The 16356-nt window shown below is 70.5% G+C and carries 19 protein-coding genes; 10 read left to right on the forward strand and 9 right to left on the reverse strand.

The features are described from left to right. The first annotated feature begins 45 nt into the window (after nt 1-45). The 4 genes from NBY65_RS08610 (at nt 46) to NBY65_RS08625 (ending at nt 3343) form a co-directional block, all read left to right on the forward strand. On the forward strand, nt 46-408 hold the full coding sequence (locus tag NBY65_RS08610) for a Rieske (2Fe-2S) protein (protein ID WP_150042458.1): 363 nt from the start codon (nt 46-48) through the stop codon (nt 406-408). A 69-nt stretch (nt 409-477) separates the two neighbouring features. Next, nucleotides 478-2409, forward strand: coding sequence for an acetate--CoA ligase (acs, locus tag NBY65_RS08615; protein ID WP_150042459.1), 1932 nt, complete (start codon nt 478-480; stop codon nt 2407-2409). 171 nt (nt 2410-2580) lie between these two features. After that, nucleotides 2581-2859: a hypothetical protein gene (locus tag NBY65_RS08620; RefSeq protein WP_150042460.1), complete on the forward strand. Its 279-nt coding sequence runs from the start codon at nt 2581-2583 to the stop codon at nt 2857-2859. Nucleotides 2860-2863: 4 nt separating this feature from the next. Continuing rightward, entirely contained in the window at nt 2864-3343 is a 480-nt protein-coding gene (locus NBY65_RS08625; protein ID WP_162530678.1) for a GNAT family N-acetyltransferase, read from the forward strand. Between the two features lie 12 nt (nt 3344-3355). On the opposite strand, the gene NBY65_RS08630 is transcribed toward NBY65_RS08625, so the two are convergent. Together NBY65_RS08630 and NBY65_RS08635 are read right to left on the reverse strand one after the other, a co-directional pair. Next, on the reverse strand, nt 3356-4012 hold the full coding sequence (locus tag NBY65_RS08630; RefSeq protein ID WP_150042462.1) for a MarC family protein: 657 nt from the start codon (nt 4010-4012) through the stop codon (nt 3356-3358). Nucleotides 4013-4042: 30 nt separating this feature from the next. Then, nucleotides 4043-5215, reverse strand: coding sequence for a M20 aminoacylase family protein (locus NBY65_RS08635; protein WP_150042463.1), 1173 nt, complete (start codon nt 5213-5215; stop codon nt 4043-4045). Nucleotides 5216-5359: 144 nt separating this feature from the next. Between NBY65_RS08635 and NBY65_RS08640 the strand changes: the two genes are divergently transcribed. Further along, nucleotides 5360-5596: a CsbD family protein gene (locus NBY65_RS08640; protein WP_150042464.1), complete on the forward strand. Its 237-nt coding sequence runs from the start codon at nt 5360-5362 to the stop codon at nt 5594-5596. Between the two features lie 52 nt (nt 5597-5648). Here the strand turns inward: NBY65_RS08640 and NBY65_RS08645 are convergent, their stop codons facing one another. Then, nucleotides 5649-6155, reverse strand: coding sequence for a DUF1993 domain-containing protein (locus NBY65_RS08645; protein WP_150042465.1), 507 nt, complete (start codon nt 6153-6155; stop codon nt 5649-5651). Between the two features lie 4 nt (nt 6156-6159). Next, the gene (locus NBY65_RS08650; RefSeq protein ID WP_150042466.1) at nt 6160-7389 is read right to left on the reverse strand and encodes an argininosuccinate synthase; all 1230 of its coding nucleotides are present in this window, start codon (nt 7387-7389) and stop codon (nt 6160-6162) included. Nucleotides 7390-7522: 133 nt separating this feature from the next. Between NBY65_RS08650 and NBY65_RS08655 the strand changes: the two genes are divergently transcribed. Next, nucleotides 7523-8329, forward strand: a complete 807-nt coding sequence (locus NBY65_RS08655) for an alpha/beta hydrolase (protein WP_162530679.1) — start codon at nt 7523-7525, stop codon at nt 8327-8329. Here NBY65_RS08655 and NBY65_RS08660 read toward each other — a convergent pair. Genes NBY65_RS08660 through NBY65_RS08675 form a run of 4 tightly spaced genes read right to left on the reverse strand, consistent with a single transcriptional unit; the run spans nt 8315 to nt 11924 of the window. Beyond that, nucleotides 8315-9481 (reverse strand): MFS transporter, encoded by a 1167-nt coding sequence (locus NBY65_RS08660; RefSeq protein ID WP_162530680.1) that lies wholly within the window; start codon nt 9479-9481, stop codon nt 8315-8317. The two genes, NBY65_RS08655 and NBY65_RS08660, sit on opposite strands and share 15 nt — an antisense overlap. Beyond that, entirely contained in the window at nt 9478-10680 is a 1203-nt protein-coding gene (gene rlmN, locus NBY65_RS08665) for a 23S rRNA (adenine(2503)-C(2))-methyltransferase RlmN (protein WP_239002903.1), read from the reverse strand. The genes NBY65_RS08660 and rlmN overlap by 4 nt, the downstream gene beginning before the upstream one ends. A 2-nt stretch (nt 10681-10682) precedes the next feature. Continuing rightward, nucleotides 10683-11252 carry an invasion associated locus B family protein gene (locus NBY65_RS08670; RefSeq protein ID WP_203330584.1) on the reverse strand — a complete coding sequence of 190 codons (570 nt, stop codon included), beginning with the start codon at nt 11250-11252 and terminating at the stop codon, nt 10683-10685. 48 nt (nt 11253-11300) lie between these two features. Continuing rightward, nucleotides 11301-11924 carry an RNA methyltransferase gene (locus NBY65_RS08675; protein ID WP_150042470.1) on the reverse strand — a complete coding sequence of 208 codons (624 nt, stop codon included), beginning with the start codon at nt 11922-11924 and terminating at the stop codon, nt 11301-11303. Between the two features lie 23 nt (nt 11925-11947). Here NBY65_RS08675 and NBY65_RS08680 point away from each other — a divergent pair, with 23 nt between their 5' ends. Further along, the gene (locus NBY65_RS08680; protein WP_150042471.1) at nt 11948-13192 is read left to right on the forward strand and encodes a class I SAM-dependent methyltransferase; all 1245 of its coding nucleotides are present in this window, start codon (nt 11948-11950) and stop codon (nt 13190-13192) included. Nucleotides 13193-13208: 16 nt separating this feature from the next. Further along, nucleotides 13209-13715, forward strand: a complete 507-nt coding sequence (locus NBY65_RS08685; RefSeq protein WP_150042472.1) for a YdcF family protein — start codon at nt 13209-13211, stop codon at nt 13713-13715. 61 nt (nt 13716-13776) lie between these two features. Here the strand turns inward: NBY65_RS08685 and NBY65_RS08690 are convergent, their stop codons facing one another. Then, complete coding sequence (locus NBY65_RS08690; RefSeq protein WP_150042473.1) at nt 13777-14118, reverse strand: TIGR02300 family protein; 342 nt, start codon at nt 14116-14118, stop codon at nt 13777-13779. Between the two features lie 98 nt (nt 14119-14216). Between NBY65_RS08690 and aroA the strand changes: the two genes are divergently transcribed. Both aroA and cmk read left to right on the forward strand, forming a co-directional pair. Further along, nucleotides 14217-15578, forward strand: coding sequence for a 3-phosphoshikimate 1-carboxyvinyltransferase (gene aroA / locus NBY65_RS08695; protein ID WP_150042512.1), 1362 nt, complete (start codon nt 14217-14219; stop codon nt 15576-15578). Next, nucleotides 15575-16264 (forward strand): (d)CMP kinase, encoded by a 690-nt coding sequence (gene cmk / locus NBY65_RS08700; RefSeq protein ID WP_150042474.1) that lies wholly within the window; start codon nt 15575-15577, stop codon nt 16262-16264. Before aroA ends, cmk begins: the two co-directional genes overlap by 4 nt. The last annotated feature ends 92 nt before the right edge of the window (nt 16265-16356 follow it).

A 16356-nucleotide genomic window follows, 5' to 3' on the forward strand; every position in this document is an offset into this window, starting at 1 on the left:
CTGCGACGGCGAAGACCCTCGCCGTCGCAGCACGGGAGGAAACCCATGCCTCTGTTGCCCGATCCGCCATGGCGCACGCTCTGCCGCATCGACGAGATCCCCGATGGCGGCAGCAAGGGCTTCGGCCCCGCCCCCGGCGGCTTCACCGGCCTGTTCGCCGTGCGCCGGGGCGAACAAGTGCTCGTTTACGTCAATTCGTGCCCGCATCTCGGCACACCGCTCGATTGGGCGCCGGACCGGTTCCTCTCGGTCGACGGCAGCCGCATCGTCTGCGCCACGCATGGCGCGGAATTCCGCATCGAGGACGGGGTTTGCACCCGTGGCCCCTGTCTTGGCGCCACGCTGGAAGTAGTTATGATGCAGATCAGGGACGGATCGATCCTCGTGCCCCCGGACGCCGGTCTTTAAGTCTGGTGGCGGCCTTGCGCACGTAGGGCGGCCCGTTCACCCATGCGTCCAGCACGAGGAAACGCAGCAATGCATGAAGAATTGTTTCCGGTAAAGCCGGAAGTGGCCGCCGCGGCCCATATCAACGCCGAGAAATACCAGCAGCTGTATGCAGCCTCCGTGTCGGACCCGGACGGTTTCTGGGCCACCGAGGCGAAGCGCATCGCCTGGATCAAGCCGCCGACCCAGATCCTCTCCGGCGATTTCACCGGCGACGTGCAGGTGAAATGGTTCGAGGACGGCACGCTGAACGCATCGGTCTCCTGCCTGGACCGCCATCTCGCCGAACGCGGCGACCAGGTGGCGATCATCTGGGAAAGCGACGACCCCAACGTGCACGAGCACGTCACCTATCGCGACCTGCACGCGCGCGTCTGCCGGCTGGCCAATGTGCTGAAATCGCTTGGTGTGCAGAAGGGGGATCGCGTCTGCATCTACCTGCCGATGGTGGTGGAAGCGGCGGTCTCGATGCTCGCCTGCGCGCGCATCGGCGCCATCCATACCGTCGTGTTCGGTGGTTTCTCGCCCGACAGCCTCGCCGGCCGCATCCAGGATGCCGGCTGCCGCGTGCTGATCACCGCCGATGAAGGCCGGCGCGGCGGCCGCAAAGTCGCGCTGAAGGCGAATGCCGACGCCGCGCTGAAGCAGTGCCCGGGCGTCGAGCACGTGCTGGTGGCCAGCGTCACCGGCGGCAAGGTCGAGATGACCGCGCCGCGCGACAAGTCCTACAACGAGCTTTGCGCCGCGGCCTCGCCGGAGTGCGAGCCCGTGGAAATGGCGGCCGAGGATCCGCTGTTCATCCTGTATACGTCCGGCAGCACCGGCAAGCCGAAGGGCGCGCTGCACACGACGGGCGGCTACATGGTGTGGGCCAGCTTCACCCACCAGTACGTGTTCGACTACAAGCCCGGCGAGATCTACTGGTGCACGGCCGACGTGGGCTGGGTGACCGGCCACACCTACATCGTCTATGGGCCGCTGGCCAACGGCGCCACCACCCTGATGTTCGAGGGCGTGCCCAGCTACCCCGATGCCAGCCGCTTCTGGCAGGTGGTGGACAAGCACAAGGTCAACATCTTCTACACCGCCCCCACCGCCATCCGCAGCCTGATGCGCGAAGGCGAGGCCCCGGTGCACAGCACCTCGCGCGCCAGCCTGCGCCTGCTCGGCAGCGTCGGCGAGCCGATCAATCCCGAAGCCTGGCTGTGGTACCATCGCGTGGTGGGCGATCATCGCTGCCCGATCGTGGACACCTGGTGGCAGACCGAGACCGGCGGCATCCTGATCAGCCCGCTGCCCGGCGCCACGCCGCTCAAGCCCGGCTCGGCGACCCTGCCGCTGCCCGGCGTGCAGCCGGTGATCCTCGACGCCGACGGCCGCGAGCTGGAGGGCGCGGCCGAGGGCAATCTGTGCCTGAAGCGTCCCTGGCCGGGCATGATGCGCACGGTGTTCGGCGACCACCCGCGCTTCGTGCAGACCTATTTCTCCACCTTCAAGGGCTATTACTTCACCGGTGACGGCGCCCGGCGGGATGCCGACGGGTATTACTGGATCACCGGCCGCGTCGACGACGTGATCAACGTCTCCGGCCACCGCATGGGCACCGCCGAGGTAGAAAGCGCGCTGGTGGCGCACCCGAAGGTGGCCGAGGCCGCCGTGGTGGGCTTCCCGCACGACATCAAGGGCCAGGGCATCTACGCCTATGTGACGCTCACCGCCGGCGAGGAGCCGTCGGAGGAGCTGCGCAAGGAACTGGTCGCCTGGGTGCGCAAGGAGATCGGGCCGATCGCCGCCCCCGACGCCATCCAGTGGGCGCCGGGCCTGCCCAAGACCCGCAGCGGCAAGATCATGCGCCGCATCCTGCGCAAGATCGCGGCCAACGAGACCGACGGGCTCGGCGATACCTCGACGCTCGCCGATCCCGGCGTGGTCACCGAGCTGGTCGAGAACCGGGTGCGCTGACGCAAACCACGGGACGGGCGGGGGCACGGCGCCCCCGCCCGTCGCCGCCTCGATCCCGACCCTGTTGCCGAAGACGACACGAAGCCGGGTGATTGTTGCCGTTCAGCGATGAACGACCCGGCCGACGCCGCGTTCCTCAGCCGCCCCTCTCCGCTGACAGGAGCAACGCGCATGCCCCTCTACCGGCTCAAACCCGTGGTCGGCCTGCTGGAAGATCCTGACTGGCGCCTGACCGGCCATCGCGGCACGGTCTGGGTGAACGCCGGAAACGAACAGGACGCCAGGCAACTCGCCAGCGAGCGCTTCGACGCGGCCCAGGGCAACCTGCCGGCCGATGCGAAGGTGATCAGCGTCTGGCTGCAGCCCCGGCTGGTGACCGCGGAGATCGGCGCAGCCCCGCCGGGGCCGGACCTGCCCCCGGGATCCCTGGCCAGCGAGCAACTGCCCTGAGATCGTGATCCTCCGGCCCGCCAGTCCGGCCGACGCCAGTCAGGTCGCCGAGGTCGACCTCGCCGCGCGTTCGGCCGCCCTGCCGGATGTCGATTGCGTGCATTCCCCAGAGGAAATTCGCCAGTGGATCGCCGAGAGCCTGATCCCGTCCGGGGGCGTCTTCGTCGCCGAACAGGGCGGGCGGATCGTCGGCTACATCGCCGTGCGGGATTCCTGGGTGGACCAGTTGCACGTCCGTCCCACGCACTGGCGGCATGGTGTCGGCACCCTCCTGCTCCGGCTGGTGCAGGAACGGCATCCGCACGGCCTCACCTGCTACTGCTTCCGCTGCAACAGCCGCGCCCGCATGTTCTATGAACACCACGGCTTCACCGCCATCGGCCTCTCGGACGAAGAGGCCGATGCGCAGGAGCAGCCGGACATCCTCTATTCCTGGCCCGGCATCACGAAAGCCCCCGTGGCGGCCGCCGCGGCGGAAGGCTGATGCGCCGCCCCCTTATCCATGCTCCATCGTGGCCAGGACATCGGCGATGCCGTTGATGACAATCTGCACGCCGATGCACAGCAGCAAAAATGCCGAAAGCCGCGCGATGGTGCGCCGGGCGGTGTCGCCGAGCAGGCCGGCGATCCGCTCGGCCGACCGATAGAACAGCCAGACCAGCACCGCGGTCACCAGCGCCGCCGCCGAGACGCCGAGGAAGAAGTCCAGCAGCGCTTCCCCGCCGCGTGGCCGCTCCGCGCCCAGCGTGACCGCCACCGAAATCGTTCCGGGTCCGGTGGTGAACGGCATGGTCAGGGGGAAGAACGCCACCTCGTCCACCCGCCCCGCCCGCGCCGAGGCCTGTTCGCTCTTGCGGGCTTCCTGCAGTTCGGGGGCATTGAGCAGGTCCCAGGCCCGGAACGCCACCACCAGCCCGCCGGCGATGCGCAGCGCCCCGAGCGAGATGCCGAAGAAGTTCAGCACATAGGCGCCGCCCCACAGCGAGGCCAGCATCACCAGCAGCGAATAGAACGCCACCCGGTTGGCGAGCGCCGCCCGCTCCGCTGCACTGTATCCGGCGGCCACCTCATTGAAGATGAACGCCGCCCCCGGCGGATTGACGATCGAGAAGAAGGCCGGAAAGGCCAGCAGGAAGGCGCTCACCGAGGTCATGCGGTTCCCCGTATGGCTGCGGAAGCGGGGCTATCGCCGCGGCAGTTCCTGCTCCACCAGGCTCGCCCAGTAGCTGGCGCCCAGGGGCAGGATCTCATCGTTGAAGTCGTAGCGGGGATGGTGCACCGGCACGCTGCCCTTCTCGCCATTGGCCTGGCCGAAGCGCACGAAGCATCCCGGCACCTTGCGGGCCATGAAACTGAAATCCTCGCCGCCCAGGCCGGACGGCCGACGGCGCACCACGTGCTGCTCCCCGACCAGCCGCGCCGCCGCCAGTGCCGCGCGCTCGGTCGCCTCCGCATCGTTGATGATCGAGGGGTAGCCCCGCCGGTAATCCACTTCCGCCACGGCGTCGTGCGCCGCCGCGGTGGCCGCCGCCACCCGCTCCACCAGACGCTGCACCTCGTCCTGCACCGTGTCCTTCAGCGTGCGCACGCTGCCGTGCAGCACGGCTTCCTGCGGGATGACGTTGCTGGCGCTGCCGGAATGGAACTGGGTGATGGAGATCACCGCAGACTCCAGCGGGTCGGTGCGGCGCGAGACGATCGACTGCAGCGCCAGCACGACATGTGCGCCGACCACCACCGGATCGATGCTGACATGCGGCCGCGCCGCATGGCCGCCGCGCCCGGTGATGGTCAGCAGGAACCGGTCGGAATTGGCCGAGGCCACCCCTTCCGCCGCCACGATCGTGCCGACCGGCAGGGTGGTGTCGTTATGGGCACCGAAAACCATGTCGCAGGGGAAACGCTCGAACAGCCCTTCCTCCACCATCACCCGGCCGCCGCCACCGCCTTCCTCGGCGGGCTGGAAGATGAAGTGGACGGTGCCGTCGAAGGTGCCGGATTCGGCAAGGTAGCGGGCAGCGCCGAGCAGCATGGCGGTATGGCCGTCATGGCCGCAGGCATGCATCCGGCCGGGATTGCGGCTGCGATGCGCGAAATCATTGGCCTCGTCCATCGGCAGCGCATCCATGTCGGCGCGGATGCCGATGGCACGGTTGCCGTTGCCGCGGCGCAGCGTGCCCACCAGGCCGGTGGTGGCGATGCCGGTGGTGACCTCGATCCCCCAGGACCGCAGCAGGGCGGCGACCTGCTCGCTGGTGCGCCGCTCCTCGAAGCCGAGCTCGGGATGGGCGTGCAGGTCCTGCCGCCAGGCGGTCAGCTCGCCGGCCATGGCGGCGATGCGGTCGATCACGGGCATCGAATCGTCTTCCCCTTTTGCTTGGTGCTTCCGCTGCGGGTCTTCGTCTTACCGGCAGCTTGCGGTCCCGTCATTAGTCCTGCCACGTGCAACCCGCGGCGGGGTCGCGACCTTAACAGGACACCCAAGTCAGGGAGGACAGACATGGTCGACACCAACACGATCAGCGGCACCGCGCGCGACATGGCCGGGCGGGTCCAGGACACGGTCGGCAATGCCGTCGGTGATACCCGCACCCGCGCCCAGGGCGTGGCCAACCAGGCCTACGGGCAGGCGGAACGCTATACCGGCCAGGCCAGCGACCTGATCCGGGACCAGCCGCTGACCTCGGCGCTGGTCGCGCTCGGCATCGGCTTCATCATCGGCCGGTTGTCGTCGTAGCTCCCCGAACCCGGCCCCCTCCCCTGGCGGGAGGGGGCCGTTCGGACCGGGGTCAGAACGCCCCGAGGAAGTCCCGCTTGCCGATCTCCACGCCGTTGTGGCGCAGGATCGCGTAGGCGGTGGTGCAGTGGAACGTCAGGTTCGGGATCACCCAGCCGAACAGATAGCGCTGGCCGCGGAACTTCAGCGCATCGGTACGGGTCGGCACGGTGATCTCGCGGTCTTCGGAGCCGTCGATCTGCCCGGCGGGGATGCTGTCGAGAAACGCCAGCGTCCGTGCAATCCGCTCCTTCAGCTCCTCGAAGCTCCGCTCCTCGTCCGGCCAGTTCTCCGGGACCTGCCCGGACAGCCGGCTGCCTGCCATGCGCGCCATGTCGCAGGCGATCTGCACCTGGCGGCTGAGCGGGAACATGTCGGGCGCGAGCCGCGCACCGGTCAGCACCAGCGGATCGATCCCCTTCGCCGCCGCGAAGGCCGCGCCCTTGTCGAGCACGTCCGACAACGCCTGCAGCAGCTGGCGGAACAGCGGGATGCTGGCCTGGTACATCGACACCGGCATGCGGCTACAGGCTCCCGCCGCGGCGGCCGGCGATGGCGCCGAGGCGCAGGCGCAGCGCGTTCAGCTTGATGAAGCCCTGGGCGTCGAACTGGTCATAGGCGCCCTGGTCGTCCTCGAAGGTGACGTGCTTCATCGAATAGAGGCTGTTCGGGCTCTCGCGGCCGACGCAGGTGACGTTGCCCTTGTAGAGCTTCATCCGCACCCGGCCGGAAACGGATTTCTGGCTCTCGTCGATCAGCGCCTGCAGCATGCGCCGCTCCGGACTGAACCAGAAGCCGTTGTAGATCAGCTCGGCGAAGCGCGGCATCAGGCTGTCCTTGAGATGCGCCGCCTCGCGGTCGAGGGTGATGCTCTCGATGGACCGGTGCGCCGCCAGCAGGATGGTGCCGCCAGGGGTTTCGTAGACGCCGCGGCTCTTCATGCCGACGAAACGGTTCTCCACCAGGTCCAGCCGGCCGATGCCGTTGGCCTTGCCCAGTTCGTTCAGCCGGGTCAGCAGCGCCGCCGGCGACAGCTTGACCCCGTCGATCGCCACCGGGTCGCCGTGTTCGAAATCGATCGCGATCACCGTCGCCTTGTCGGGCGCGTCCTCGGGGCGGATGGTGCGCTGGTAGACGATCTCGTCGGCCTCGACCGCCGGGTCTTCCAGGATCTTCCCCTCCGAGGAGGAGTGCAGCAGGTTGGCGTCGACGCTGAACGGCGCCTCGCCGCGCTTGTCCTTGGCGATGGGGATCTGGTGGTGCTCGGCGAATTCCAGCAGCTTGGTGCGGCTGGTCAGCTCCCACTCGCGCCAGGGGGCGATGATCTTGATGTCGGGCTTGAGCGCGTAATAGCTCAGCTCGAAGCGCACCTGGTCGTTGCCCTTGCCGGTGGCGCCGTGCGCCACGGCGTCGGCGCCGACCTGCTCGGCGATCTCGATCTGGCGCTGGGCGATCAGCGGGCGGGCGATCGAGGTGCCCAGCAGGTACTGGCCCTCGTACAGCGCGTTGGCCCGGAACATCGGGAAGACGAAATCCTTCACGAAGGTCTCGCGAAGGTCGTCCATGAAGATCTCCTTCACGCCGAACATCTCGGCCTTGCGCCGCGCCGGCTCGAGCTCCTCGCCCTGGCCGAGATCGGCGGTGAAGGTGACCACCTCGCAGTTGTAGGTGGTCTGCAACCACTTCAGGATCACGCTGGTATCGAGCCCGCCGGAATAGGCAAGCACGACTTTCTTCACGTCCTTCACACGCATGGGGGCGTCATCCTTCGGCTGCTGTGACCGGGTCGGGCAGGTATACCCCTGCTCAAGCTTGCGCAAGCCGGCCCCGGATGGAACAAACCCTTCCATCCCCGCGCAACGAACAGACAAGGAACGGCCGCCCCCGATGCAGCTTGAAGTCCTGCGTGCGCCCGCCCGGGGCACGCCCCGCCCGGTTGACCTGTTGCTCGTCCATGGCATCTGCGTCGGTGCCTGGATCTGGGAGCGGCACTTCCTGCCCGGCCTCGCCGCCGCCGGCTACAACGTGCATGCGCTCAGCCTGCGCGGCCATGCCGGCAGCCCCGGCCGCGACGGTCTGCACGGCTATGGCCTCGCCCATTATGCCGAGGACGTGCGCGCGGTCGCCGCGGAAATCGGCCGGCCCGTGGTGGTGGTGGGCCATTCGCTCGGGGGCGCGGTGGTGCAGACCGCCATCGCCGGCGGCGCCCGCTTCGCCGGCGCCGTGCTGATGGCCTCGGTGCCGCCCTATGGGCTGTGGCCGGCAAACCTCGCCATGCTGACGCGCCATCCCAGGCTGTGGCGCGAGGTCGCGGTGATGTCGGTCGCCGGAGTGCGCCACGCCGATCCGGCGGTGCTGCGCGACGGGCTGTTCGCCAACCGGATCAGCGCCGCGGAGTTCGCCGCCTTCGCCGCCCGGGCACATGACGAGAGCCGTTTCATCGGCCTGGAGTTGCAGGGTTGGCGCCCCTTCGCCCCGCCCGCCTGGATGGCGCCGCCGATGCTGGTGATGGGCGGCGGCGAGGACCGCTTCGTCGGCCTGTCCGACCTGTGGATGACCGCCGCCTGGTACGGCACCAATCCGGACGTGCTGCCCGGCCTGTCCCATACCATGATGATGGACCCTGACTGGCCGCGCGCCCTGGACTGCATCCTCGCCTGGCTGGAGCGCAACCAGGTCTCAGGCGGCGGCTGAGCGCCCCGGCATCAGCCACGCCACCCCGCCCAGCGCCAGGATCGCCGCGGCATCCAGCAGGAAGGCTCCCCCGTAGCCGACCGCGTCGATCAGGGCGCCGATCGCCAGCGCCCCCACGCTGCACCCCAGGAACAGCATGAAGGCGAAGGCCGCCACCCCGGTGGCGCGTGCCTGCGGCAGCATCTCGGTGGCGCGCGCCTGCAGCACGCTGTGGAACAGCATGGCCCCCATTCCCATGCCGATCTCGGCCGGAACCAGGGCGCTCCAATGCGACGTGAGCACGGCCGCACCCAAGGCGGCCGCCATCAGCCACGTCCCGGCCAGCATCATCCTCGCCTCGCCAAGCCGGGAGACCAGCAATTTTGCCATGCGGGTATAGGCAAGCGCCCCGAGCCCGGCGCAGGACAGCACCAGCCCGACCGCGGCATAGGACAGCCCGAACCGCTCGTGCATGTAGGGTGCCAGGAACGGGAAGCAGCCCATCAGCAGCATGCCGTCGAAAAACGTCAGCCCCAGCAGCCGGCGGGAATACGGCCGCCGCGCCAGCATCAGGTAGTTGGCCAGGGTCAGATCCGTCCCCGCATGGCGCCGGTCCGACCAGGTGCGCAGGCGCCGGCCCAGAGCCGCCGCCACCACCAGGGCCCCGGCCCCGAGCAGCAGGAACACGCCCCGCCAGCCGACATACTCGCCGAACACGCCACCGAGCGGGCCGGCCAGCAGCTGTGCCAGCACCATGCCGGTCAGGAACCGGCTCAGCGTCACCTGGCGCTCCGCGTAGGGGACGGAATCGCCGATGATGGCGAAGCTCACCGGGATCAGCGCGGCACTGGCCGCCCCGGCCCCGATCCGCAGCAGCGTCAGCGCCGGCAACGACCCGGCCAGCGCGCAGGCGGCGGTCGCCAGGGCATAGCAGACCAGCATCACCAGGATCAGCCGCAGCTTGCCGAAGCGGTCGCCGAGCGGCCCCAGCACCAGCTGGCACAGGCCATAGGGCAAGGTGAAAGCGGCCACCACGATCGAGACCGCCGGCACCGTCGTGCCGAAATCGGTCGCGATCACGTGCAGCAACGGATCGATCACCCTTGCCCCGGCCGAGGACAGGAACCCCGCGGCGGCCAGCAGGGTCAGCGGCAGCGTGACAGGGCCGCTCACGCCGTCGCGGACGCCCGCTGCCGTCGGGACTCCGTGCGCAACTGGCCGCAGGCGGCGAGGATGTCGCGGCCGCGGGGGGTGCGCACCGGCGAGGAGAAGCCGGCGTCGTTGACGATGCGGGCGAAGCGTTCGATCGCCCGCGGCGTGCTGGTCTCGTAGGGGCTGCCGGGCCAGGGGTTGAACGGGATCAGGTTCACCTTGGCGGGGATGCCGGCGATCAGGCGGATCAGTTCGCGGGCATCGGCCTCGCTGTCGTTGATGCCCTTCAACATGACGTATTCGAAGGTGATGCGCCGGGCGTTGCTGGCCGCGGGGTAGCGGCGGCAGGCGGCGATCACCTCGCGGATCGGGTATTTGCGGTTCAGCGGCACGATCTCGTCGCGCAGCTCGTCGCGCACGGCGTGCAGCGAGACGGCGAGGCTGACGCCCAGCTCCGCGCCGCAGCGATCCATCATCGGCACCACGCCGGAGGTGGAGAGGGTGATGCGCCGGCGCGACAGCGCGATGCCCTCGTTGTCCATGACGATGGTCAGCGCCTGCGCAACGTTTTCGTAGTTGTACAGCGGCTCGCCCATGCCCATCATGACGATGGTGGACAGCAGGCGCGGGGTCTCGCCCTTGGGGCTGGGCCATTCGCCGTAGGCGTCGCGGGCGGCCATGAACTGGCCGACGATCTCGGCCGGGCCGAGATTGCGCACCAGCGGCTGGGTGCCGGTGTGGCAGAACCGGCAGGACAGGGTGCAGCCGACCTGCGAGGAAATGCAGACGGCGCCGCGATCCTCCTGCCGGTCGGGGATGTAGACGGTTTCCGCTTCCTGTCCGTCACGGAAGCGGAACAGCCATTTGCGGGTCTCATCGGTGCTGGTCAGCACCGTGGCGGCCTCGGGGCGGCCGATGACGAAGTGCTCGGCCAGCTTCGCCTGGGTCGGCCGCGCGATCGAGGACATGCGGGCGAAATCGGTGACGCCCTGGTAGTAGATCCAGTGCCAGACCTGCTTGGCGCGGAACGGCGCCTCGCCGATGGCTTCCAGCTCGGCGCGCAGTTCGGCGCGCGACAGCCCGACCAGGTCGCGCCGCCCGTCCGCGGTCAGGGCGGGCGGCGGGGCGAAGCGGGCGGTCTTGGCGAGGATGCGCTCGCGATCCGCCTCGGTGAGGTCGGGACTATGTTGGGCGGGGCTGGGCAGGCCGGGGCTGGGGATGTTCACTTGGGTGGACAGGCCTTGCTGATGGCGTCGTAGGCTTTGCCGAAACCCTTCAGGCTGAACGTATCGACCACGGGTGCGTTCTTCGGCCCGGGGGAGCGCGCCGTGACCTGGCGGGCCTTTTCGAAGGTCGCCACCGCCTTGCCGCCCTCGCGGGCGAAGGCGCTGCGGCCGGCGGTGTAGAAATCGAGCGCGGTCTGGTCCGCCTGGACGGTCACCGCCGCCCGGGCAGGATAGGTGAAGCCGGCGCTGATCGCCACCGCGTCGCGGCCGACGGCGCGCTGCGTCACCGTCAGGATGACGTCGCCGCGGCCGGGCACGGCCGGGCTGGAGCGTTCGGCGCGCACGAAGGCGTAGCAGATGGTCTGCCCGCCTTCGGCGGTGGTGGCCGCCGTCCAGTCATCGAACTTGCCGATTGCTTTCGGCCCGCCCGGTTTGGCGGCGGCGGGAGCGGCCGTCGGCTTGGCTGCCGGCTTCTCGGCGGCAGCGCCCGGGGCGACGACGAGCGGGAAGAGAAGCAGCGGGGCGGCCACGACCGGGACCGCCGCCAGGATCTGGAGTGCGCGCATAGGATCAACAGATACGGTTCGCCGTGCACAGGAACAAGCGCCGCGCGCTCATGTCTCCTTTCCTGTGCGCTCGTGCAGCGTTTTTCCCGCAGGCGGCGCAGTGTCATGCGTCGCCTTCCAGTCCGGGATGTGCTGGCGGAACACCGGATCGCCATGGCCGCGCCGCGGCGGTGGAGGAGCCTCGGCGCCGCCGGCCATGACCGGGCGTTCGGCGAAGCGGCCGTGCTGCAGCAGCCGGTCGTACAGCACCAGTGCCCCCGCCACCGCCAGGTTCAGCGAAAACCGGGTCGGGATGCGCACGACATGGCGGCAGCGCGCCAGCAGGGCCGGCGACAGACTCGACCGCTCCGGCCCGAGCACATAGGCGGCGCTGAGCGGATGGCGGAAGCTCGGCAGGTCGACGGCGTCCTCGGTCAGTTCGATGCCCACCAGCTCGCAGCGGGCGGGCAGCACGATGTCGTCGGGGCTGGCGAAGCGCCACAGCGGCACGTGCGCCGGGGTGTCGGCGGTATCGGCCTGCCGCCCGGCGCGCGCGTCGAAGCCGGCGCCGATGGTGAAGCAGAAGGCGGCGCCGAAGGCATGGGCGGTGCGCAACAGGGCGCCGACATTGGCGGATTTCGACACGCCCTCGGCGCCGATGCCGAAATAGCCACGGGTTCTGGCGGGATGCATGCGGGTGCTCTATGCCGCCGGCCATGACCGATGCAACCGATGACCGGCTGGCCGCCCAGTACGAGGCCTACCCCTACCCGCAGCGCGACCCGCGGGAGGAAGCGAAGCGGCTGATCGTGGGCAGTCCGAGCCATTTGCGCGAGGTCGACTGGTGGGTGTTCGGCGCCCGCCGCCCACGGTCCCGCCCGCTGCGCGCGCTGGTCGCCGGTGGCGGCACCGGAGATGCGACCATCATGCTGGCCACGCAGATGGCGCGGCTCGGCCAGCCGGGAACGGTCACCTATCTCGACCGCTCCACCGCCGCGCTGCGCGTCGCGCAGGAGCGGGCGGCGGCGCGCCGGCTGGACAACATCGTCTGGGAGCAGCGCTCGCTGCTCGACCTGCCGGGATCGGGGCTCGGGCCGTTCGACTACATCGATTGCTGCGGCGTGCTGCATCACCTGCCGGACCCGGCCGAGGGCCTGGCGGCGCTGCTGTCCGTGCTGGCGCCGGGGGGCGGACTCGGGCTGATGGTCTATGCGCCGCACGGGCGCACCGGCGTCTACATGGTGCAGGACGCGCTGCGGTTGCTGGCGCCGCCCGACCAGACGCCGGCGGCACGGCTGGATGTCGCGAAGCGGGTGATGCGGCATTTGCCGGAAAGCAACTGGCTGCGCTTCAACCGTTCCTTTGCCGACCACATCACCGGCGGCGATGCCGGGCTCTATGACCTGCTGCTCAATCCGCGCGACCGCGCCTTCGACGTCCCGGCCCTGCATGCCCTGCTGACCGGCGCCGGACTGGCGGTGACCGCGTTGATGGAGCCGATGCGCTACGACCCGGCCACCTATCTGCCCGATCCCCGGCTGCGCGGCCTGATCGGCGAGCTCGACCCGGTCGCGCGGGCGGCGCTCGCGGAATCGCTGACCGGCAACATGAGCACCCACGTGGCCTATTGCGTCCGGGCCGCCGAGCAGGTGGCCCCCGCCGATGCGATGGATCCCGCCGCCGTGCCGGTGGCGCGCGAGATGCCGGCCGAGGAACTCGCGCGCGCGCTGCGGCCGGACGGCACGCTGTCCTTCCTGTTCGACGGGCTGCGGGTCCCGGTGGCGCTGCCGCCGCTCACCGGCGCGATCCTGCGCCTGATCGACGGCCGGCGCAGCGTCGGCGACATCGCCGCGGCACTGGCCGGGCGCGGCACCGACCAGGCGGCGTTCATGCGGGCCTGGCGGGAGGTCTGGACCAAGCTGGTCGGGCTGAACCGGATCCTGCTCGCCCCACCGGCCTGAGGACACCGAGTCCCCAATGCAACCGGCAATCGTGATCTTCGGCGCGGCGGTGCGTCCCGGCGGGCGGCCGAGTCGGGCGCTGCTGCGCCGCGTGGCGGCGGCGGTGGCATTCGGCCGCGCCCATCCGCGGGCGCTGTACGTGCCGACCGGGGGGCTGGGCCGGCACCCGCCGGCTGAAGCCGACGTGATGGCCGGGCTGCTGCGGGACGCAGGGGTGGAGCCGGCACGGATCCTGGCCGAGCGCACCGGGACGGACACGCTCTCCTCGGTGCGCGCGGTACGGCGGCTGCTGCGGGACCATGGCCATGCCGGCCCGGTCTTCGCGGCGACCAGCGCCTACCACCTGCCCCGCTGCGTGCTGCTGCTGCGGCTGGCAGGGCTGCCGGCGCATGGCTGCCCGCCGCCGCCCTGGCCGGCCGCCACCCGCTTTCGCACACGCTGGTACTGGCGATTGCGGGAACTGCCCGCGCTGCCATGGGATGCGGCGCTGGTGCTGTGGCTGCGGGCTTCGCGGCGGCTATAGGCGCGATTGGCTGCCGCCGTCTGGCGGCAGCCAGGGACAGGATCGGAAAAGAAAGAGCGGCTCAGCGCTCTTCTTCGCCGCCCTCGGGCTCGATTTCGACGTCGACCACGCTTTCGTCGCCGCCTTCGAGGTCGGAGGTGTCTTCCAGCACATCCTCCTCGACCTCTTCCTCGACCCCCTCGACCGTGTCGACATCGGCGTCCTCGAGGCCGGGAACGGGGAGGACCTTGGGACGGCGCTTTTCTTCCAGCGCCACGTTGCCGCCGGTGCGGCGCAGACGGGGCTGTTCGGCCGGCTGCTCGGTGGCGCATTTCGGACAGACCGCCGGCTGCCTGTTGAGGTCATAGAAGCGGGCGCTGCAGGCCACGCAGACGCGCTTGTTGCCGAGTTCGGGCTTCGCCATATGAGGTACGCCTTGCCTCTCTTCGCCGGAGGGCGCGCCCCATGCCACCGTCGCGCGCGCCTGTCAAACGCACTCTCTCCATGCTAAGCGCGCCGGCCATGCACAATGTCGCTCTCCGCCCGCTCGTTGCGCGCCGCCCCGCCGCCCCGCTCGCCGGCACCCTCCGCGTTCCCGGCGACAAATCGATCAGCCATCGCGCCCTTATGTTCGGCGCGCTCGCGGTGGGCGAGACCCGCATCAGCGGCCTGCTGGAAGGCGAGGACGTGCTGCGCACCGCCGCCGCCATGCGCATGCTCGGCGCCGAGGTGACCCAGGACGGGCCCGGCGCCTGGCGGGTCGCCGGGCGTGGCGTCGGCGGCCTTGCCGAGCCGGCGGACGTGCTGGACATGGGCAACTCCGGCACCGCGGCGCGGCTGCTGGCCGGCATCCTGGCCAGTCACCCGTTCTTCTCGGTCATGACCGGCGATGCCAGCCTGCGCCGCCGGCCGATGCGGCGCGTCACCGAGCCGCTGGCCGCCTGCGGCGCCCGCTTCACCGGGCGCAGCGGCGGACGGCTGCCGCTGGCGATCGAGGGCGCGGCCGATCCGCTGCCGATCGAGTACCGCGTGCCGGTGCCCTCGGCGCAGGTGAAGTCGGCGCTGCTGCTGGCCGGGCTGAACGCGCCCGGCATCACCCGGATCGAGGAACCCGAGGCCACCCGCGACCACAGCGAGAACATGCTGCGCCATTTCGGCGCCGAAATCGTCGTGGAGACGCGCGGCGCCGGCCGGGTGATCGCCCTGGTCGGCCAGCCGGAGCTGCATGCCGCCGACGTGGCGGTGCCGGGCGACCCTTCCTCGGCCGCCTTCCCGCTGGTGGCGGCGCTGCTGGTGCCGGGCTCCTCGGTGCGCATCACCGGGGTGGGGCTCAATCCGCTGCGCTGCGGCCTGTTCACGACGCTGCGCGAGATGGGCGCGGACCTGCGGGTGGAGAACGAGCGGGTGGAAGGCGGCGAGCCGGTCGGCGACATCGTCGCCAACCACGCCCCGCTGCGCGGCGTCGAGGTGCCGCCCGAGCGCGCCCCGAGCATGATCGACGAATTCCCGGTGCTGGCCGTCGCCGCCGCCTTCGCCGAGGGCCTCACCCATATGCGCGGGCTGCAGGAACTGCGGGTGAAGGAAAGCGATCGCCTGTCCGCGACCGCCGCCCTGCTCACCGCCAACGGCGTGCGGGTGGAGATCCTGGGCGACGACCTGATCGTCCATGGCGGCCGCCCCCCCGCCGGGGGCGCCACCGTGGCGACCCATATGGACCATCGCCTGGCAATGAGTGCATTAGTATTCGGCCTGGCCGCCGAGGCACCGGTCGCGGTGGACGATTCCGCCTTCATCGACACCAGCTTCCCGGGCTTCGTCGACCTGATGAACGGCCTCATCGCCGGCCCGGCGCCGATCGCCGCGCCTGAGGGGAACGCAGTATGAACGGGAACCAAGCGGCCCCGAACAGGGGGGCGGAGGCTGAAGGTCCGGTCCGGCCCCTGATCATCGCCATCGACGGCCCCGCCGCCGCCGGCAAGGGCACGCTGGCCCGTCGCCTCGCGACGCATCTTGGCCTGCCTTACCTCGACACCGGCCTGCTGTATCGCGCGGTCGGGCGCCGGGTGCTGGATGCCGGCGCCGACCCGAACGACCCCGCCATCGCCGCCGCCGCCGCGCGGGCGCTGGTGCCCGGCGACCTGACGCGCGACGACCTGCGCGGCCCGCCGGCCGATGCCGCGGCGAGCGCGGTGGCGACGATCCCCAGCGTGCGGGCTGCCCTGCTGGAATTCCAGCGTGGCTTCGGCCGTGCCCGCGGCGCGGTGCTGGACGGTCGCGACATCGGCACCGTGGTGTTCCCCGACGCCACCGCCAAGCTGTTCGTCACCGCGAGCCCCGAAGCCCGGGGCCGGCGCCGCTGGCTGGAACTGCAGCAGCGCGGGGTGGCGGCGGAACTGGCCGTGGTGACCGCGGAGGTGCGCGCCCGCGATGCCGCCGATGCCGCCCGTGCCACCGCGCCGATGAAGCCGGCCGCGGACGCGATGCTGCTGGACACCACCGACCTCGACCCGGACGGGGCCTTCGCGGCAGCGTTGCAACTGCTGCGCCCCCTTCTCGCCCCCGGAAACTGAGGCAGCGTCCACGGCCGGGTCGGCATGCGCCGGGTGGCGTCCTCGTCATCCCGGTTTCGCTTGACTCCGGATGGACGCGGATTATCTGTCAG

Origin of the sequence: Rhodovastum atsumiense (genome assembly GCF_937425535.1) — a bacterium.
GTDB classification, from domain to species: domain Bacteria; phylum Pseudomonadota; class Alphaproteobacteria; order Acetobacterales; family Acetobacteraceae; genus Rhodovastum; species Rhodovastum atsumiense.

Coding starts and splice junctions, on each gene's coding strand:
- NBY65_RS08610 (WP_150042458.1), top strand. CDS start 46: ATGCCTCTGTTGCCCGATCCGCCATGGCGCACGCTCTGCCGCATCGAC.
- acs (WP_150042459.1), top strand. CDS start 478: ATGCATGAAGAATTGTTTCCGGTAAAGCCGGAAGTGGCCGCCGCGGCC.
- NBY65_RS08620 (WP_150042460.1), top strand. CDS start 2,581: ATGCCCCTCTACCGGCTCAAACCCGTGGTCGGCCTGCTGGAAGATCCT.
- NBY65_RS08630 (WP_150042462.1), bottom strand. CDS start 4,012: ATGACCTCGGTGAGCGCCTTCCTGCTGGCCTTTCCGGCCTTCTTCTCG.
- NBY65_RS08635 (WP_150042463.1), bottom strand. CDS start 5,215: ATGCCCGTGATCGACCGCATCGCCGCCATGGCCGGCGAGCTGACCGCC.
- NBY65_RS08640 (WP_150042464.1), top strand. CDS start 5,360: ATGGTCGACACCAACACGATCAGCGGCACCGCGCGCGACATGGCCGGG.
- NBY65_RS08645 (WP_150042465.1), bottom strand. CDS start 6,155: ATGCCGGTGTCGATGTACCAGGCCAGCATCCCGCTGTTCCGCCAGCTG.
- NBY65_RS08650 (WP_150042466.1), bottom strand. CDS start 7,389: ATGCGTGTGAAGGACGTGAAGAAAGTCGTGCTTGCCTATTCCGGCGGG.
- NBY65_RS08655 (WP_162530679.1), top strand. CDS start 7,523: ATGCAGCTTGAAGTCCTGCGTGCGCCCGCCCGGGGCACGCCCCGCCCG.
- NBY65_RS08670 (WP_203330584.1), bottom strand. CDS start 11,252: ATGCGCGCACTCCAGATCCTGGCGGCGGTCCCGGTCGTGGCCGCCCCG.
- NBY65_RS08675 (WP_150042470.1), bottom strand. CDS start 11,924: ATGCATCCCGCCAGAACCCGTGGCTATTTCGGCATCGGCGCCGAGGGC.
- NBY65_RS08680 (WP_150042471.1), top strand. CDS start 11,948: ATGACCGATGCAACCGATGACCGGCTGGCCGCCCAGTACGAGGCCTAC.
- NBY65_RS08685 (WP_150042472.1), top strand. CDS start 13,209: ATGCAACCGGCAATCGTGATCTTCGGCGCGGCGGTGCGTCCCGGCGGG.
- NBY65_RS08690 (WP_150042473.1), bottom strand. CDS start 14,118: ATGGCGAAGCCCGAACTCGGCAACAAGCGCGTCTGCGTGGCCTGCAGC.
- aroA (WP_150042512.1), top strand. CDS start 14,217: ATGCACAATGTCGCTCTCCGCCCGCTCGTTGCGCGCCGCCCCGCCGCC.
- cmk (WP_150042474.1), top strand. CDS start 15,575: ATGAACGGGAACCAAGCGGCCCCGAACAGGGGGGCGGAGGCTGAAGGT.